Annotated in this window: 15 protein-coding genes; 11 read left to right on the top strand and 4 right to left on the bottom strand. The window is 43.8% G+C overall.

The genetic code is table 11. The features are described from left to right. Positions 1-15: 15 nt before the first annotated feature. Positions 16-255 (top strand): hypothetical protein, encoded by a 240-nt coding sequence (locus V7K25_RS30480; protein WP_335163482.1) that lies wholly within the window; start codon positions 16-18, stop codon positions 253-255. Here V7K25_RS30480 and V7K25_RS30475 read toward each other — a convergent pair. Next, positions 231-1,049, bottom strand: a complete 819-nt coding sequence (locus tag V7K25_RS30475; RefSeq protein ID WP_335163480.1) for a carbonic anhydrase — start codon at positions 1,047-1,049, stop codon at positions 231-233. The genes V7K25_RS30480 and V7K25_RS30475 overlap by 25 nt on opposite strands. A gap of 659 nt (positions 1,050-1,708) precedes the next feature. After that, on the bottom strand, positions 1,709-3,343 hold the full coding sequence (locus V7K25_RS30470) for an alpha-D-glucose phosphate-specific phosphoglucomutase (protein ID WP_335163478.1): 1,635 nt from the start codon (positions 3,341-3,343) through the stop codon (positions 1,709-1,711). A 543-nt stretch (positions 3,344-3,886) separates the two neighbouring features. Here V7K25_RS30470 and V7K25_RS30465 point away from each other — a divergent pair. The 3 genes from V7K25_RS30465 (at position 3,887) to V7K25_RS30455 (ending at position 7,072) form a co-directional block, all read left to right on the top strand. Continuing rightward, a complete protein-coding gene (locus V7K25_RS30465; RefSeq protein WP_335163476.1) occupies positions 3,887-4,261 on the top strand; it encodes a response regulator in 375 nt (124 codons plus the stop codon). A gap of 8 nt (positions 4,262-4,269) precedes the next feature. Then, positions 4,270-6,213, top strand: coding sequence for a response regulator (locus tag V7K25_RS30460; protein WP_335163474.1), 1,944 nt, complete (start codon positions 4,270-4,272; stop codon positions 6,211-6,213). 118 nt (positions 6,214-6,331) lie between these two features. Then, positions 6,332-7,072, top strand: coding sequence for a phycocyanobilin:ferredoxin oxidoreductase (locus V7K25_RS30455; protein WP_335163472.1), 741 nt, complete (start codon positions 6,332-6,334; stop codon positions 7,070-7,072). A 160-nt stretch (positions 7,073-7,232) separates the two neighbouring features. Here V7K25_RS30455 and V7K25_RS30450 read toward each other — a convergent pair whose 3' ends face one another. After that, positions 7,233-7,715 (bottom strand): phycobilisome protein, encoded by a 483-nt coding sequence (locus V7K25_RS30450; protein ID WP_335163570.1) that lies wholly within the window; start codon positions 7,713-7,715, stop codon positions 7,233-7,235. Positions 7,716-7,932: 217 nt separating this feature from the next. Here V7K25_RS30450 and V7K25_RS30445 point away from each other — a divergent pair, with 217 nt between their 5' ends. From V7K25_RS30445 to V7K25_RS30435, 3 genes are all read left to right on the top strand, one after another. Continuing rightward, positions 7,933-8,730 (top strand): DUF1838 family protein, encoded by a 798-nt coding sequence (locus tag V7K25_RS30445; protein WP_335163470.1) that lies wholly within the window; start codon positions 7,933-7,935, stop codon positions 8,728-8,730. A 42-nt stretch (positions 8,731-8,772) separates the two neighbouring features. Continuing rightward, positions 8,773-9,432, top strand: a complete 660-nt coding sequence (locus V7K25_RS30440; RefSeq protein WP_335163468.1) for a HEAT repeat domain-containing protein — start codon at positions 8,773-8,775, stop codon at positions 9,430-9,432. A gap of 305 nt (positions 9,433-9,737) precedes the next feature. Further along, positions 9,738-9,944, top strand: a complete 207-nt coding sequence (locus tag V7K25_RS30435; RefSeq protein ID WP_335163466.1) for a hypothetical protein — start codon at positions 9,738-9,740, stop codon at positions 9,942-9,944. Between the two features lie 208 nt (positions 9,945-10,152). Here the strand turns inward: V7K25_RS30435 and V7K25_RS30430 are convergent, their stop codons facing one another. Then, positions 10,153-10,956, bottom strand: coding sequence for a pentapeptide repeat-containing protein (locus V7K25_RS30430; RefSeq protein ID WP_335163464.1), 804 nt, complete (start codon positions 10,954-10,956; stop codon positions 10,153-10,155). 70 nt (positions 10,957-11,026) lie between these two features. Here V7K25_RS30430 and V7K25_RS30425 point away from each other — a divergent pair, with 70 nt between their 5' ends. The 4 genes from V7K25_RS30425 to V7K25_RS30410 all read left to right on the top strand — a co-directional run bounded on the left by V7K25_RS30425 (position 11,027) and on the right by V7K25_RS30410 (position 13,798). Then, complete coding sequence (locus tag V7K25_RS30425) at positions 11,027-11,614, top strand: phycobiliprotein lyase (RefSeq protein WP_335163462.1); 588 nt, start codon at positions 11,027-11,029, stop codon at positions 11,612-11,614. Between the two features lie 193 nt (positions 11,615-11,807). Next, positions 11,808-12,539 (top strand): 15,16-dihydrobiliverdin:ferredoxin oxidoreductase, encoded by a 732-nt coding sequence (locus tag V7K25_RS30420; protein WP_335163460.1) that lies wholly within the window; start codon positions 11,808-11,810, stop codon positions 12,537-12,539. Positions 12,540-12,607: 68 nt separating this feature from the next. After that, entirely contained in the window at positions 12,608-13,357 is a 750-nt protein-coding gene (locus tag V7K25_RS30415) for a phycoerythrobilin:ferredoxin oxidoreductase (RefSeq protein WP_335163458.1), read from the top strand. A 162-nt stretch (positions 13,358-13,519) separates the two neighbouring features. Beyond that, positions 13,520-13,798 (top strand): hypothetical protein, encoded by a 279-nt coding sequence (locus V7K25_RS30410; protein ID WP_335163456.1) that lies wholly within the window; start codon positions 13,520-13,522, stop codon positions 13,796-13,798. Positions 13,799-13,936: the final 138 nt, after the last annotated feature.

The following is a 13,936-nucleotide window of genomic DNA, read 5'->3' as shown; positions in this document are numbered from 1 at the left end:
TACCGTAATTAATTCATGCGTGCCGACGCAGAATTTGCGATCGCCATTTGGGGTAAAAGCCTATGTAGCACTGGCTTTGCGCTTACACAAAAATTGCATGAACCAAAAACGGCAAAATTCCATCAAAGTCAACAGCCTACATCTACGCGGCACAAAGTAGCGACAGTACTACGCGCTTCTGCTTGGGCAACTATCCCTGCAATGCCCATTACTGACTGCTTGTTGCCGTTTTACTTTTTTGTCGAGCCTCGATAAATTCGCTCCATTTGCTCTGGAGAAAGCACTGTCATTGGAAACCATTCATGTGCGGAAATAGGAAGTTCCGAAGACGATTGATATTCCCTTTGTTGAGTTTTAGTAAAATGTATTTCCACATTGCTATTTAAAGCTGGGCTAAGTAACGTCTCATCTATCTCCGATGGAGAAAGCTGATTTTGAGGCAAGACATAGGCGTGCTTTTGTGCATCGTAAGCCAAAATTTCTCCTGTCTCAATTTGATAAATCCAAGCATAAATATTGAGTTTCCCTTGGTAAAGCTTAGAGTGAATCACCGGATAAGTCCGTAAATTTTCGATTTGGGTAAGCACATTCTCAGCAATAATTATTTCTAAGAGTTCTTCCCCTTCGTAGTGGCTATAATTATCTTTTACCAGTCGTCGCGTTGCCTCTGTATACTTGAGCCAGTCATGTACAAGAGGCATTTCTATTCGCAAGCTGTCTAACTTCATTAACCCTTTCATAGCGCCACAATGTGAGTGACCACAGACAATAATTTGTTGAATATCTAAAGCTTGAATAGCATATTCAATTGTTGCCCCCTCACCGCCATTAGTCGCACCGAATGGTGGAATAATATTACCTGCATTGCGGATAACAAATAATTCGCCTAACCCAGCTTGTGTAATCAGATTTGGATCGATACGGGAATCTGAACAAGTAATAAATAGTACTCTGGGCTTTTGACCATGAGAAAGTTGTTCAAACAGTTCTTCATTGGCGGAAAAATAACTACTTTTAAACTCGCGCAAACCTTTAATCAATTTTTTCATAGGAGTACCTAAATGAACAAGTAATACTTGAAAACTATACTAAAAATTCAGTTCTCAAATTCAGGAATTAAGTAGGAGTTAATAATATATGTAATATTTTAACTTAATTAATGGATTTTTGTCATTGTACCATCGGCTTAATCAAAGGGTGAAATTTATTATTGTATTATTTAAGCAGTCTTGCGTAACTGCTCTCTCTGGCTACAGTTTTAATGGTAAATAAATCTGCAATTGGTAATAATTTTGGTATTTTTTTCCTTCCACTCATCTCCCTATCTGCATATCTCCTACTACAAAAATTTTGCCGACAGCTTTTTAATAACTATCTACTTTTGCTGGATAATTGCAGCACGAGAGCAATAACTTGAAAAAAGGGTTTTGTCTTAAAATATTAGCCATCTTGAGCTTTTCCAGTCTGCAATACAGACTTAAGGCGATCGCTCTTAAAGGAATGGTGTCTACCTCGTGTTCATGAGGGCTAAAAAACTTAAGGTTCTTGAAAAATAGACGTTGCTGAATTGCGGTATGAATCCAGATGTAGAGACGTTGCAATTGCTAGTCTCTACAAGGATTTTGATATCATGCAGAATCATTTTCATACATGAAATCAGCAACGCCAAAAGTTTTGACTGTTGACTTTTGACTTTTGCCTTGCGATACTAAGTGATTACAGTTGGCTGTTCCCGTCCTGTAAGTTCACGGATCTGGGCTATCTCCTGGGCAATAGTAATTAAAGAAGCAAGTGCTTCTTGTGGATCGAGGTCATGTTTGCTGGGATCTGGCTCGTAGCTTTCTATATAAACCCTTAGGGTTGCACCTTGAGTACCCGTACCAGAAAGTCGCACCACAATTCGAGAACCATCGGTAAAGCCAATGCGAACACCTTGCTGATCGCTAACGCTACCATCAACAGGATCGGTATAACTAAAGTCATCACTGTATTCAACTTGATAGTTACCGAATTGCTTGCCTTTGAGAGTTGGCAATAAAGAACGCAGTCTTTCTATTAAAGTGTTAGCGGGCCCTGTCTGTATCTCTTCATAGTCATGGCGAGAGTAATAATTGCGTCCATAAGTCTGCCAGTGTTCCTGGACAATCTGCTCAACCGATTGTTGTCGGACTGCTAGGATATTCAGCCAAAACAGCACAGCCCATAGCCCATCTTTTTCGCGGATATGGTTAGAGCTAGTACCAAAACTTTCTTCACCGCAGAGAGTAGCTTTCCCCGCATCTAAAAGATTGCCGAAAAACTTCCAGCCAGTGGGTGTTTCATAGGATTCAATCCCAATCTGAGCAGCAACTCGATCTACTGCTTGGCTAGTAGGCATCGATCGCGCTACCCCGGCTAAACCTGCACTATAACCAGGGATTAGCTTGGCGTTAGCTGCTAACACTGCGAGGCTATCGCTAGGGGTGACAAAGAACTTACGTCCTAAGATCATATTGCGATCGCCATCTCCATCAAAAGCCGCGCCAAAATCTGGCGCATCCTCTGCGTATAAAATATCCACCAACTCATGGGCATAAACCAGATTTGGGTCAGGGTGTCCGCCGCCAAAGTCTTCTAAGGGTGTACCATTACGCACAGTTCCCACTGGTGCGCCTAAACGTTGCTCAAAAATGGCATGGGCATAAGGGCCAGCTACTGCGTGTAAGGCATCGATACTGATCTGAAAATTTCCTTTTGTTAATAGTTCACGAATGCGATCAAAATCAAACAGGGACTCCATTAACTCTTGATAATCATGTACGGAGTCAATCACCTCAACTACCGTCTCTCCCAAATGTGACTCACCTAAAGTTTCTAAATCTACATCTGGTGCTTCCAGAATTTGGTAGCTATCAATTACTTTACTGCGATCGTAGATAGCCTCTGTCACTTTTTCCGGGGCTGGGCCACCGTTGCTAATGTTATATTTCACACCAAAGTCACCATTTGGCCCGCCCGGATTATGGCTAGCAGATAAGATGATGCCACCAATAGCCTGGTACTTGCGAATAATAGCAGAAGTTGCAGGAGTAGACAAAATCCCCTTTTGACCTACTTTAATTCGCCCAATGCCATTGGCCGCAGCCATTTTCAAAATGATTTGAATGGCTTGGCGATTGTAATAACGACCATCACCGCCCAGGACTAGGGTTTGCCCACGCAAGTCACCTACAGAATCGAAGATGGATTGGATAAAATTTTCTAGGTAGTGGGGCTGCTGAAAAGCCTTAACTGCTTTCCGCAGCCCAGAAGTACCGGGCTTTTGGTCGCTTAAAGGGGTAGTAGAAACTTTATGGATCTTCATAGATAATGTTTAACAAAGCATTTTTCTTTTACAGCTTTGCATAAATTCGTTACAAAAAAAATTGCCAAATATATATATAATTATGTACCCATTGATACGGTTCGGGTAAACTGGCGTTGCAGGCAGGGCGGCTGCATCATGCCAACAAGACCACGCAGCACTACACTCGACAAGCTTTGATATCACCAGCCAGGACTCTGTTTGCCTGCTATTAGCCACCATCTCTCCATAAATTTAGTTCGCCATAAACATTGATATCAAACGTAAATTCGATATCAATGTAGTTCTTGGGATATCCTGTGGGCAAAGGTGCAAAAGGTGCAGCTCGCTGTATAGCATTGAGTGCTACTTCATCCTGCCGTAAAATGAAGGGGGGAACATGAGTATGAGTCCCCCATTTCTAATAAGTGGTTCTCGTACTCCTACGAGGAAGCAAGCTACAGATGGGGTGGTCACGTAGCTCTGCCGAAGTGTCGAATCTCCCTTTCTGTTCCTTCCCCCTGCTCTCTTGCCTGTTTTTCAATATCTCATGAAGGGGGATCTATGCATACCAAGCGGATTTTAATTATTGATGACGAAGAAACCATTCAAACCGTTGTGCAATTTGGCATCAAAATGGCAGCAGGTTGGGAAGTGTTCACGGCTAGTTCTGGCTTTGAAGGCATCCAGACTGCCCAAACTCAAAAACCCGATGTGATTTTGTTGGATGTGATGATGCCAGATATGGATGGTATTGCTACCTTTAAAGAACTCCAGTCTCATTCTGAAACAGAACAAATTCCGGTGATTCTTTTAACTGCCAAAGCACAAACGGCAGAAAAGCGTCAGTTTAATGATTTAGGAGTTAGTGGTGTCATTACAAAACCCTTTAACTCCCTCGATCTACCAGAGCAAATTAGTAGAATCCTCCATTGGTAGCCGCATCAATGAAAATCTTGCTTGTGGATGATGACGATTTATTAATTAAAATCCTGACTAGAAATCTGGCAACCCATCACTACGTTGTAGATGTAGTCAAAGATGGAGAAATGGGTTGGACTTATGGCTCTACCTTTGAGTATGACTTGATTGTACTGGATATCATGCTGCCAAAATTGGATGGCATTAGCTTATGCAAGCGTCTGCGGACAGAGGGATACACCGTCCCAATTCTGTTACTTACGGCTCAAGATAACATTACCGCCAAAGTGCAGGGATTGGATGCAGGTGCAGATGACTATGTTGTAAAACCTTTCGAGACCATAGAACTGATTGCCAGGATTCGGGCATTGCTGAGGCGGGGAAGTAACAATCCCTTTCCTTTACTGACTTGGAGGGATTTGCTCCTTAACCCTAGTACTTGTGAAGTGACTTACAATAGCCGCCCCCTGAAGCTGACGACAATGGAATATGATTTGCTAGAACTTTTGCTGCGGAACTGTCAGCATGTTTTTAGTAGCGAACAACTTCTAGACAGATTATGGTCTTCAGAAGATTTTCCATCTGAGGCAACAGTCCGTTCCCATATCCGTCGAGTGCGACACAAGTTAGTTGCAGTCGGTGCGCCTCATGATTTTATCGCTACCATGCATGGGCGCGGTTACTACTTAAAAGCAGCAAGCACAGAAGAATCAACTACTCAATTGGTGATACCTGCTGTAAATAATACTACGGGTGACTCTCAAATAGCTGTATCTCTAAAAACGTTGAGTGATTCGCCAAAGTATAGTCCTCCTGGCGATTCCCAACAACAATACCTGGCTTTTCTCAACGAAACTTGGAAAACTACAAAACCGAAAAGTCTTGACCAGATGACAATTTTGTTACAAGTTGTCAGAGACTTACAAACAAATCAGCTAAAACCCCAACAACAAGCACAGGCACAACAAGTTGCTCACAAACTGGCGGGGACTCTGGGAATCTTTGGGTTAAGCAAAACAATGCACACCGCACGGCAGTTAGAGTATTGGTTGGGTGGTCGAGAACCGCTACAACCGAAACACGCGCCGTTGATGAAAACCCTGGTGATGGCTCTCCAGCAAGAGATTGAGCAGACTACACTGATTCAATTGTCTCAGGTTCCCAATGGGCAATCACCGCTTTTACTGATTGTGAGTTCGGATATCGAGTTTAACCAGTCCTTAGAAGCTGTGGCGGCAAGCCGGGGAATTCGCATTCAGATTGCGCCGATGCTGGAGAATATGGCTAAAGTTTTGCTCACAAGAGATTCAGTTTTTGATAGCTTAGACCAAAATCCTGATATCATACTGTTACATTTTCCCTCAATTCCATCCCAACCCCATACTCACCAAGTAAATAACTTTTGGGAATTGCAGATATTAACCCAGCGTTACCCTGGCTTGCCAATTGTCGTGATTAGCGATCGCAGTGAATTGTGCGATCGCTTGGAAGTAATGCGGCGGGGCGGAAAACTGTTTTTGACAGCACCAATTCCTCCTGAACAGGTGATTGACACAGCAGTAAACTTGTTGCGCGGGACTCAAATAACAAAGAAGGTGATGATTCTCGATGACGATCAAGACTGGTTACACACTCTTCCCACCCTGCTGAAACCCTGGGGATTTCAAGTCACAACCCTTGCCGATCCGCAACAATTTTGGACAGTACTGGAAGCTGTCACCCCCGATGCCCTAGTATTAGATGTCAATATGCCACAGATCAACGGATTTGAACTCTGCCAGATTCTCCGCAGTGACCCTCATTGGCAGCGTTTGCCAGTTTTATTTCTAAGTGTGCTGACAGATTCCGCCAATCAGAATCAAGCTTTTACTGTTGGTGCTGACGATTATCTGTGTAAACCCGTTAAAGCAGTCGAACTAGCTAACCGAATTCTGCAACGGTTACAAAGAGTTAAGGCTTGGGCAAGTTGATTTTTGTGGGGCATTTCTCCCCTGCCTCATCCCCAATCCCCAATCCCTCAAGACTGCACAAATTTTGCACAAACTATACGCCAAGGTAAATATTAATTCTATTCTCAAAGAGAAGCGTATGTTGAACTCTATGCAAACGTCGTTAAGAACCCGTCAGCATCCCTTAATCCACAGATTAGCGGATTCCATTGAAGAAATTTGGCAACAGCATCTCGATATCTCCCCTTACTCTGTCCCAGAAGGTTTAGGCTACGTCGAGGGACATTTGGAAGGTGAACGGTTGATCATTGAAAATCATTGCTACCAAGCTTTGCAATTTCGCAAACTGCATTTAGAATTAGCTCAGGTTGGCAATGGATTAGATATTCTGCACTGTGTAATGTTCCCTAATCCCGAATATGCCTTGCCGATTTTTGGCACAGATTTGGTTGGCGGGCGAGGCGGAATTAGTGCGGCGATCGCTGATTTATCTCCAGTCAGTAGCGATCGCACCCTACCGCCAAGCTATTCTCAACAATTGTCTGTTTTGTCTGGGCTTGAGTTTTCCCAACCACGGGCTTTACCAGAATGGGGCGATATCTTTTCAGAATTTTGTCTATTTGTCCGTCCAGGGAACTCTCAAGAAGAAGATAGGTTTCTCAATCGAGTTCGGGAATTTTTAACCATTCATTGTCAGATTGCTAGTCAACAGACACCTTTGACATCAAATCTTGACATCTCCAAGGTTCTGGCAGGACAACGAAATTACTGTACCAAGCAGCAACAAAACGATAAAACTCGGCGAGTTCTAGAGAAATCCTTTGGTGAAGAGTGGGCAGATCGTTACATGACCACTATGCTTTTTGACTATGTAGCTTGAAAATTCCACCGATATGTATTTGCGAATAAACATTTCACAAATACATCACTCGGCATATTCCCCGCCCCTCAAGTGCGGGGATTCTAAGCTTAAACAGCAATTGGGGAATTGATGCCTAAAGTGTCCGCCGAAGACGTTGGCAAAGCGATCGCACCAACAATTAGCGAAATTGCTTTAATTGCTCAATCAGATGATCGAAGTAGGGAGCAACGATTGCTTGCTGCTTGGGTTCCACTCGCTTTAAACTGGCAGTTTTAATACCTTCTAACCCTACAACCATTGCATCTAAAGGTACTTGCAATTCTTGATACAACAGTTGCATATAGTGCAATCCTTCGGCACTAGTATAGTCGGTGTGCTGTCCGGCGATGCCGTAAGTAATACAGCGTAAGAAGTGCCAGAAATCACGCCAGCAGGCATCTGCTCTCACTGCTGGGTAGAGTCCACCACCGGGTTGAGTGATATTAGGAAATGTAGCCAATACGTGGGTTCTGGCTTCATCTACGATTTCATGGACGCGATCGCGTAACCCCTTATTTACGGCAACGAGTCCTGTATTTGTTGATATAAGCTGTTGAATCTGCTGCAAATCTTCATCAGTAAGATAGTGTCCTCGATCGTCAGCCGCCTGGAATAGCTGAATAGCCTCTGCTGGATGGGTATTTTGCCAAGTAGCAAAACTGACAATCCTTGCTTTTTGAATCAGTTCTCAAACTTTTTCGCTCAATTGTGGCTGAGTCATAGTCAAAACTATTAATAGACTAGTTGAAAAGTAGAAATCCTGCCCTTTGTCAAATATTCAGCAGGGCTAGTTAGTAACACTGTAGCGGTAAATTGTTAGGAAACTCAAAAGGCAAACTATGAACAACTCAGAAGACTACACAGTTAATAATCTAGATTTCTATAGAAAGCATCATGGTCAGCAGCTTTACTATCGCTGGGAGGGAGAAGTCTGGTGGCAAGAGGCAGGCGACCGCCAACGGGAGAAATTATTCTCGATTATTGGGATGAATGCAACCAAGGTTTTCATTCATCCCGATCCTGAGTTTGAACAGGTAGGTTACCGGATCAATCGGGAGTTAGGTCTATTTTGCGATCCGCAGACCCAAGAAATCCTGCATACATGGCAACCCGATTCCACTCGTTCTGCTGTAGCGATCGTGCATATTGCCAATCGCATAGTGCAGGGGGCTGTTCGACCGAAAATCACGGTGATTCCCAAAGGACAAGACTATGTTAACTCTGTCGTAGAAATTCCCCTGAGCTATCCTCATCCATTAGCAGCAGATCCCAAATACCGAGATTATTGTCCCGGTGAAACCTTTAATGGGACAGAATACTTCACCAGTCACATTTCCCGGCCAGGGGTGAAGGATCTTCCTCCAGCCACCTGGGCGCGAGACTGTCCCTGGTTACCCTGGATGAAACTGGGCTATGGTCATCCAGCCCGCTTACGATTTGAGACAACAACGACTCGGGTTGAATCCTTTGAACAACTCCATCCCAACCTGATTCAACTGATTCGCGAACAAGTGCCGATATATGAATTTACACCTGACCAGAGTAACGAACCAAATATGACCAGTACACTGTACTTTAGGCAGCACTTCGCCGCTTACCTAAAAGGAGAACGCTTTCCCATTCCTGAAGGGCTTTGAGAAGGGTTTGAAACTGTAACTTAATTTCAGATTGTCAATTCTATGGATCTCAGTCAAATCGAAACCGATCTGCAAAACTCGGATTTTCAATACCGCCTGAAGGCGATCTCTGCCCTGCAAGATTATCCGGTGGATATCGCTTTTCCTTTGCTCAATCGCCATATCCAAGACCCAGAGTTTCTGGTGCGAACCTTTGTTGCTAGGGAGTTAGGTAAGCAAAAAACCTCAGAATCCTTTGCTGCTCTGTTGCGAATTATGAAATTTGATAACACCCCAAATGTCCGCGCAGAAGCATCTAATTCCCTGTCCTTGTTTGGCAGAATTTCAGCCTCTCATCTAGTGCAGACATTTTTACGAGACGATCACTGGTTGGTACGTCGGAGTATTTTGGCAGCCTTGGTAGAAATGGATTGCCCTGAAGAAGTTGTAGAGGTTTGTATTCTGGGGTTAGAAGGTGACGATGCCGCAGTCCAGGAAGCATCTATAGATGCGCTGGGGTCATTGGCGACTTCCCGTCAGTCTGAGGTAGCTTTGTCCCAACTCTTAAACCTGAAAAATTCTGAGTATGAATATATTCGGGTACGAGTTGCTTATGCCCTGAAGCACTTTAATACTCCTGAAGCCAAGGAAGCCCTGGCGCAACTGAGACAGGATGCCGATCATCGGGTGGTGGGGGCGGCAATGGAAAATTTAATCTCTTGAGGAGCAGGGGGACAACGGGGCAGGGGGCAGGGGAAAATGACTTTTGACTTTTGACTTCCCCGAACGAGAACAGCGTCTCCAAGAGTTGGGGCTAACTCTACCACTAAGTGGAGAAAAAACTATTTCTTTGAGTTATGCCTAACTCAGTGATGAACACCTATAATTTATCCATGCTCTTACAGCAATTCAACACAAAAGTCTAGAAATTTTGTAGCAATCTTGACATAAATTAATATTTAGACTGTCAGAATTGGGAAAGAGCAAACTGTGACTGAGTATTATTGTTTGCACCATAGGAGAAACAAATGGCTGAAATTCCCACCGGCGGTCAAATGATCTGGAAATTGGAAGGGGACGATCGCGTTTTGCACCTGCGGCATAATTCTTCAGAGCCGTGGCGGCCGTATGAAGAATTTCCGCAGTATGTTCTACCCGACCCCCAAGGATTTTCTAAAGGAATTGCTACCTTTCTGGCGTTGCTGAAAAAAGACTGGACAGCTACTAAATCTTAAGAAGATAATGGGGAATAAGGAATGGGCAATAGGGAATAGGAGATAACTTTGAGTTGTTTATCTTGCTTGTCCTCTTTGCCCCCATTCTCAAATTTTCATAACAATAAACCCAAACTGTGTGAATAAAAGTCAACAAGGCTAAAACTCTTTTTCCCCCTGCCCCCTGCCCCCTGCCCCCTGCCCCTTGCCTTATCCCAACGATAGTTATCTACTTAGTTTCTAAACTGGCGCGTGTGGTGCGACGGGTTAAAGCATGGGGTGTATCTAACTCTTGTGCCGGTTGGCTAAGGAGGCGCGATCGCATTTCGTCACTTAGCCCTTGAACATGAGTAAAATCTGCTCCCGCAATGCTTTCCAGATGCTCGAAATCAACGCCAGTCAAATCTGCTGCTCGTAAATCAGCTCCTGCGAGGTTGGCTCCATTTAACCGAGCATTGCGTAAAGATACTCCTGCCAACCAGGCTTTCCGCAAGTCAGCCTGACTTAGCCGCGCTCCCTGAAGATTAGCATGAGTTAAATCAGCCCCCCCTAAATATGCTCCCAACATACTTGCACCTTGCAAATCAGCATGACGCAAGTTGGCTGTATTCAGCTGGGCACCATTCAAATAGGCATTTGGCCCAATCGCCCCAGAGGATTTGTAATTAAAGCCTTCGGGAAACAGAGTTTGGCTATCATATATTGCCCCTAGCAGCTTGGTGTCGGTCAAAATAGCTCCTCGTAAATCTGCGCCACTCAGATCAACTCGGTACAAACAAGCTGCCTGTAAATTGGCATCCCTTAAAATCGCTTGGCACAGATCGGCTGCCCGTAAATCAGCGCCACTGAGATCGGCAGCACTGAGATCCGCTTTGCTGAGATTCGCTCGAATCAAAGTAGCTTGATGCAAATTAGCTCCTTGCAGTTCTAAACCACTAAGGTTGAATTGATATAAATCTTCTTGAGTTAAAGCAAATCCTGCCTTGAGGACAGCCAAAACCTCTTGGGGTGTCTTCTGATCCCTGCTGATCATGAGTTGAAATCGTGAGATTATTTAGGGGTATTGTACCGCGACCTATCTACAATCATTAGGGGGATCAGCTATGCCTTTTGTACCACCAATGACCATGATGGAGTTTTTCCGTAAGAGTGAAGGGGTCTGGTTTACCCAGCGCACAGTGCATCACTTTGATACGGTGCCGGATCAATCAGGAGAATCAAAGCTTTATGTAGGCGCGATCGCACTTGATGACCCACGGATAAAAACAATCTGCCTACCGCAAGGTATCGATCCAGCTAGTGCTAAGGGAGGTGCTACCTTTATGTGGCAAGAACATGACGACGATCAAGAACCCAATCAGGATCGTGTCGCTGTCTTAATTGATGTACCAGATGATGAAACAGGGCGATCGGGAAAATTGCTTCGTAACCAAGGCTATGTGGAAAAAATTCCGGTAGTTAGCCGTTACTGGTTTGGACAAGATGGCATTTTAACCATCGATACCGAATATGAAACCAACCAAGGTCAGGAACGCTGCTGGTTCATGACCGATGATTTTCGGGTGCGCGTTAGCACAGTGCGGATGATGAATGGAGTGTATTTGATGACCTATTGTTCTGAACGACGCTATTTAACTGAGGCGAATTTAGCACAAATGGTGCAACACAATTTATCTAGAGCATCCGTTTGATCGTCTGGTCGCTCATAATTTTGAAAGGCTTGCTATCGTTTCTAGGCAATCATTCTGGCGATCGCCATCAATAGGTATTGCACCATCGCCTAATCCTAACGTTAAGGATCGTTACTTTGTTTAACATATTCGAGACGGCGAATCTGGAAATCCCGTATTCTCTGGGGTTAAGGCAAATTAATCTCTAAATTTTATGTATAAGTGCTTCCTTGAGCATCTGGAACAATGGCTTTTGCAACGGTTTACATTAGAGAGTCGCCCAATTCCCCCAGGACTAGAGTATCAGGTGAGCGATCGCGGCAGAAATCCCGCCACAATTCAGAGTTGGTGCTATCAGTGCCCACAGTTACGGAAAATCCGCTATACATACATTGATGCAGGCGCAAGTGCCCAGATTCTTAATAGTGTGATTTATCCCAGTCATAACTATGAGTTGCCCTTACTCGGCATTGATTTTCTCTCTTTTGGTCAAGTGAAAAACCTGATTGTGATGGATTTCCAGCCTTTATTTCAAGATGAAGCTTACTTGAAGAAGTACATACATCCATTGCAGACATTGCATGATAAGTATCCAGACTTGGCACAAGGCTTGGAAATGAAATTTTACGATGCTAATCAGTACTTCTCAAAATATCTCTTATTTGCCAAAACCGATGCAGAAACAGTAAAAACGAGGGTCTTTGAGGCATTCAAAGACTATCTGAATTTGTACTGGCAGATGCTAGTCCAAGCTAAACCTCTGAGCGACCAGTCAGACATTCAACGGATTGTCAAAGCCCAAAAAGACTACGATCAATATAGTGCCGAGCGCGATCCTGCATCTGGTTTGTTCAGTAGCTACTTTGGACATCAATGGTCAGAACGATTTTTGCATGAATTTTTGTTTGAGGATGCTGTGCCATTAGTAGCTAATGCAGCCAAATAGTGATTTAAATCTAGATCACCACAACAGAATATGGTGATTATTAATTTTGAATTCGGAGCAAAGCAACATTGACTCTCTATCAGCCATTTTTAGATTACGCGATCGCGCTTTTGCAAGAACGTTTGAATTTGCAGCCTTATGCAATTCCTGAAGGGTTTGAGTCGAAGCAAGCAACAGTGGGCAAAGGTAAACATCAACAAGAGGTCTTAACGACTAGCTATGCCTATCAAACTACCAAACTCCGGCAAATCCGAGCCGCCCATGTCCAAGGGGGTAACTCACTTCAGGTATTAAATTTCGTTATTTTCCCCCATCTGAATTACGATTTGCCCTTTTTTGGCGCAGATTTAGTTACCTTGCCAGGAGGGCACTTAATTGCCCTCGATATGCAACCCCTATTTCGGGATGATTTGGAGTATCAGGCGAAGTATACCCAGCCTATCCTGCCAACTTTTCACGCACATCAGCAGCATCTACCTTGGGGGGGCGACTTTCCCGAAGAAGCCCAGCCCTTTTTCTCACCCGCCTTTCTCTGGACGCGTCCCCAGGAAACTCAGGTAGTGGAAACCCATGTATTTGCAGCCTTTAAAGACTATCTACAAGCCTACCTGGATTTTGTTGACCAGGCGCAACCGATAACCGACTCCAAATATTTAGCAGAAATTGAGCAAGCTCAACTACGTTATCTCCGCTATCGAGCCGAAAAAGACCCAGCACGGGGAATGTTCACCCGTTTTTACGGTGCTGAGTGGACAGAAGAATATATCCACGGGTTTTTATTCGATTTGGAAAGAAAGCTGGCATCAGCTATTAGGTAAGCTTACCAATTTTAGATTTTAGATAATGGAATTGAAAATCTTGATGAATAAACTCTTTTATAAGTTTGAAACAAGATTACTTATCCAAAGTTGGTATTAAAGGTAGAACCAGGATAATCGAAAAGGTTTGTCCGTTGATGACTGAATCTGAGAAAATCGAACATGGGCATTTTAAATCTACTTTTAGGAAACACAACGGATATGGCTGATACTACAGAACTCACCTCAAGCGCTCAAACCAGCCTTGAAGAACTTACAGAAGCGATCGCTGAATTAGAAGAGTATCGGGAACGCCTGGTTAATGATACCTTGTCAATGGCGCAACGCGCCAAAATTATGAAGGCACAAGCACTTGCTAGCCTGCAACCTCAGCTTACCCAGCTAGATGCAACTCTTGAGTCACTACGACAGCAGCAATCTACTCTGACATCTGGTAACTAGTACCCCTTCGGGAAATTAAAAATTAAGAATTAAAAATTAAAAATTTAGGAATTTTTCTCAATTTTTAGTTTTACATTTTCAATTTTTAATTGGAGGGAAGCGACGGTCAAAAGTCAAAAGGCTTTAATTTTAGGCTTT

Source organism: Nostoc sp. (genome assembly GCF_036919495.1).
Taxonomy (GTDB): domain Bacteria; phylum Cyanobacteriota; class Cyanobacteriia; order Cyanobacteriales; family Nostocaceae; genus Nostoc.
Note: the sequence above shows the minus strand (reverse complement) of the source record. Positions and strands in the feature narration are given on the sequence as shown.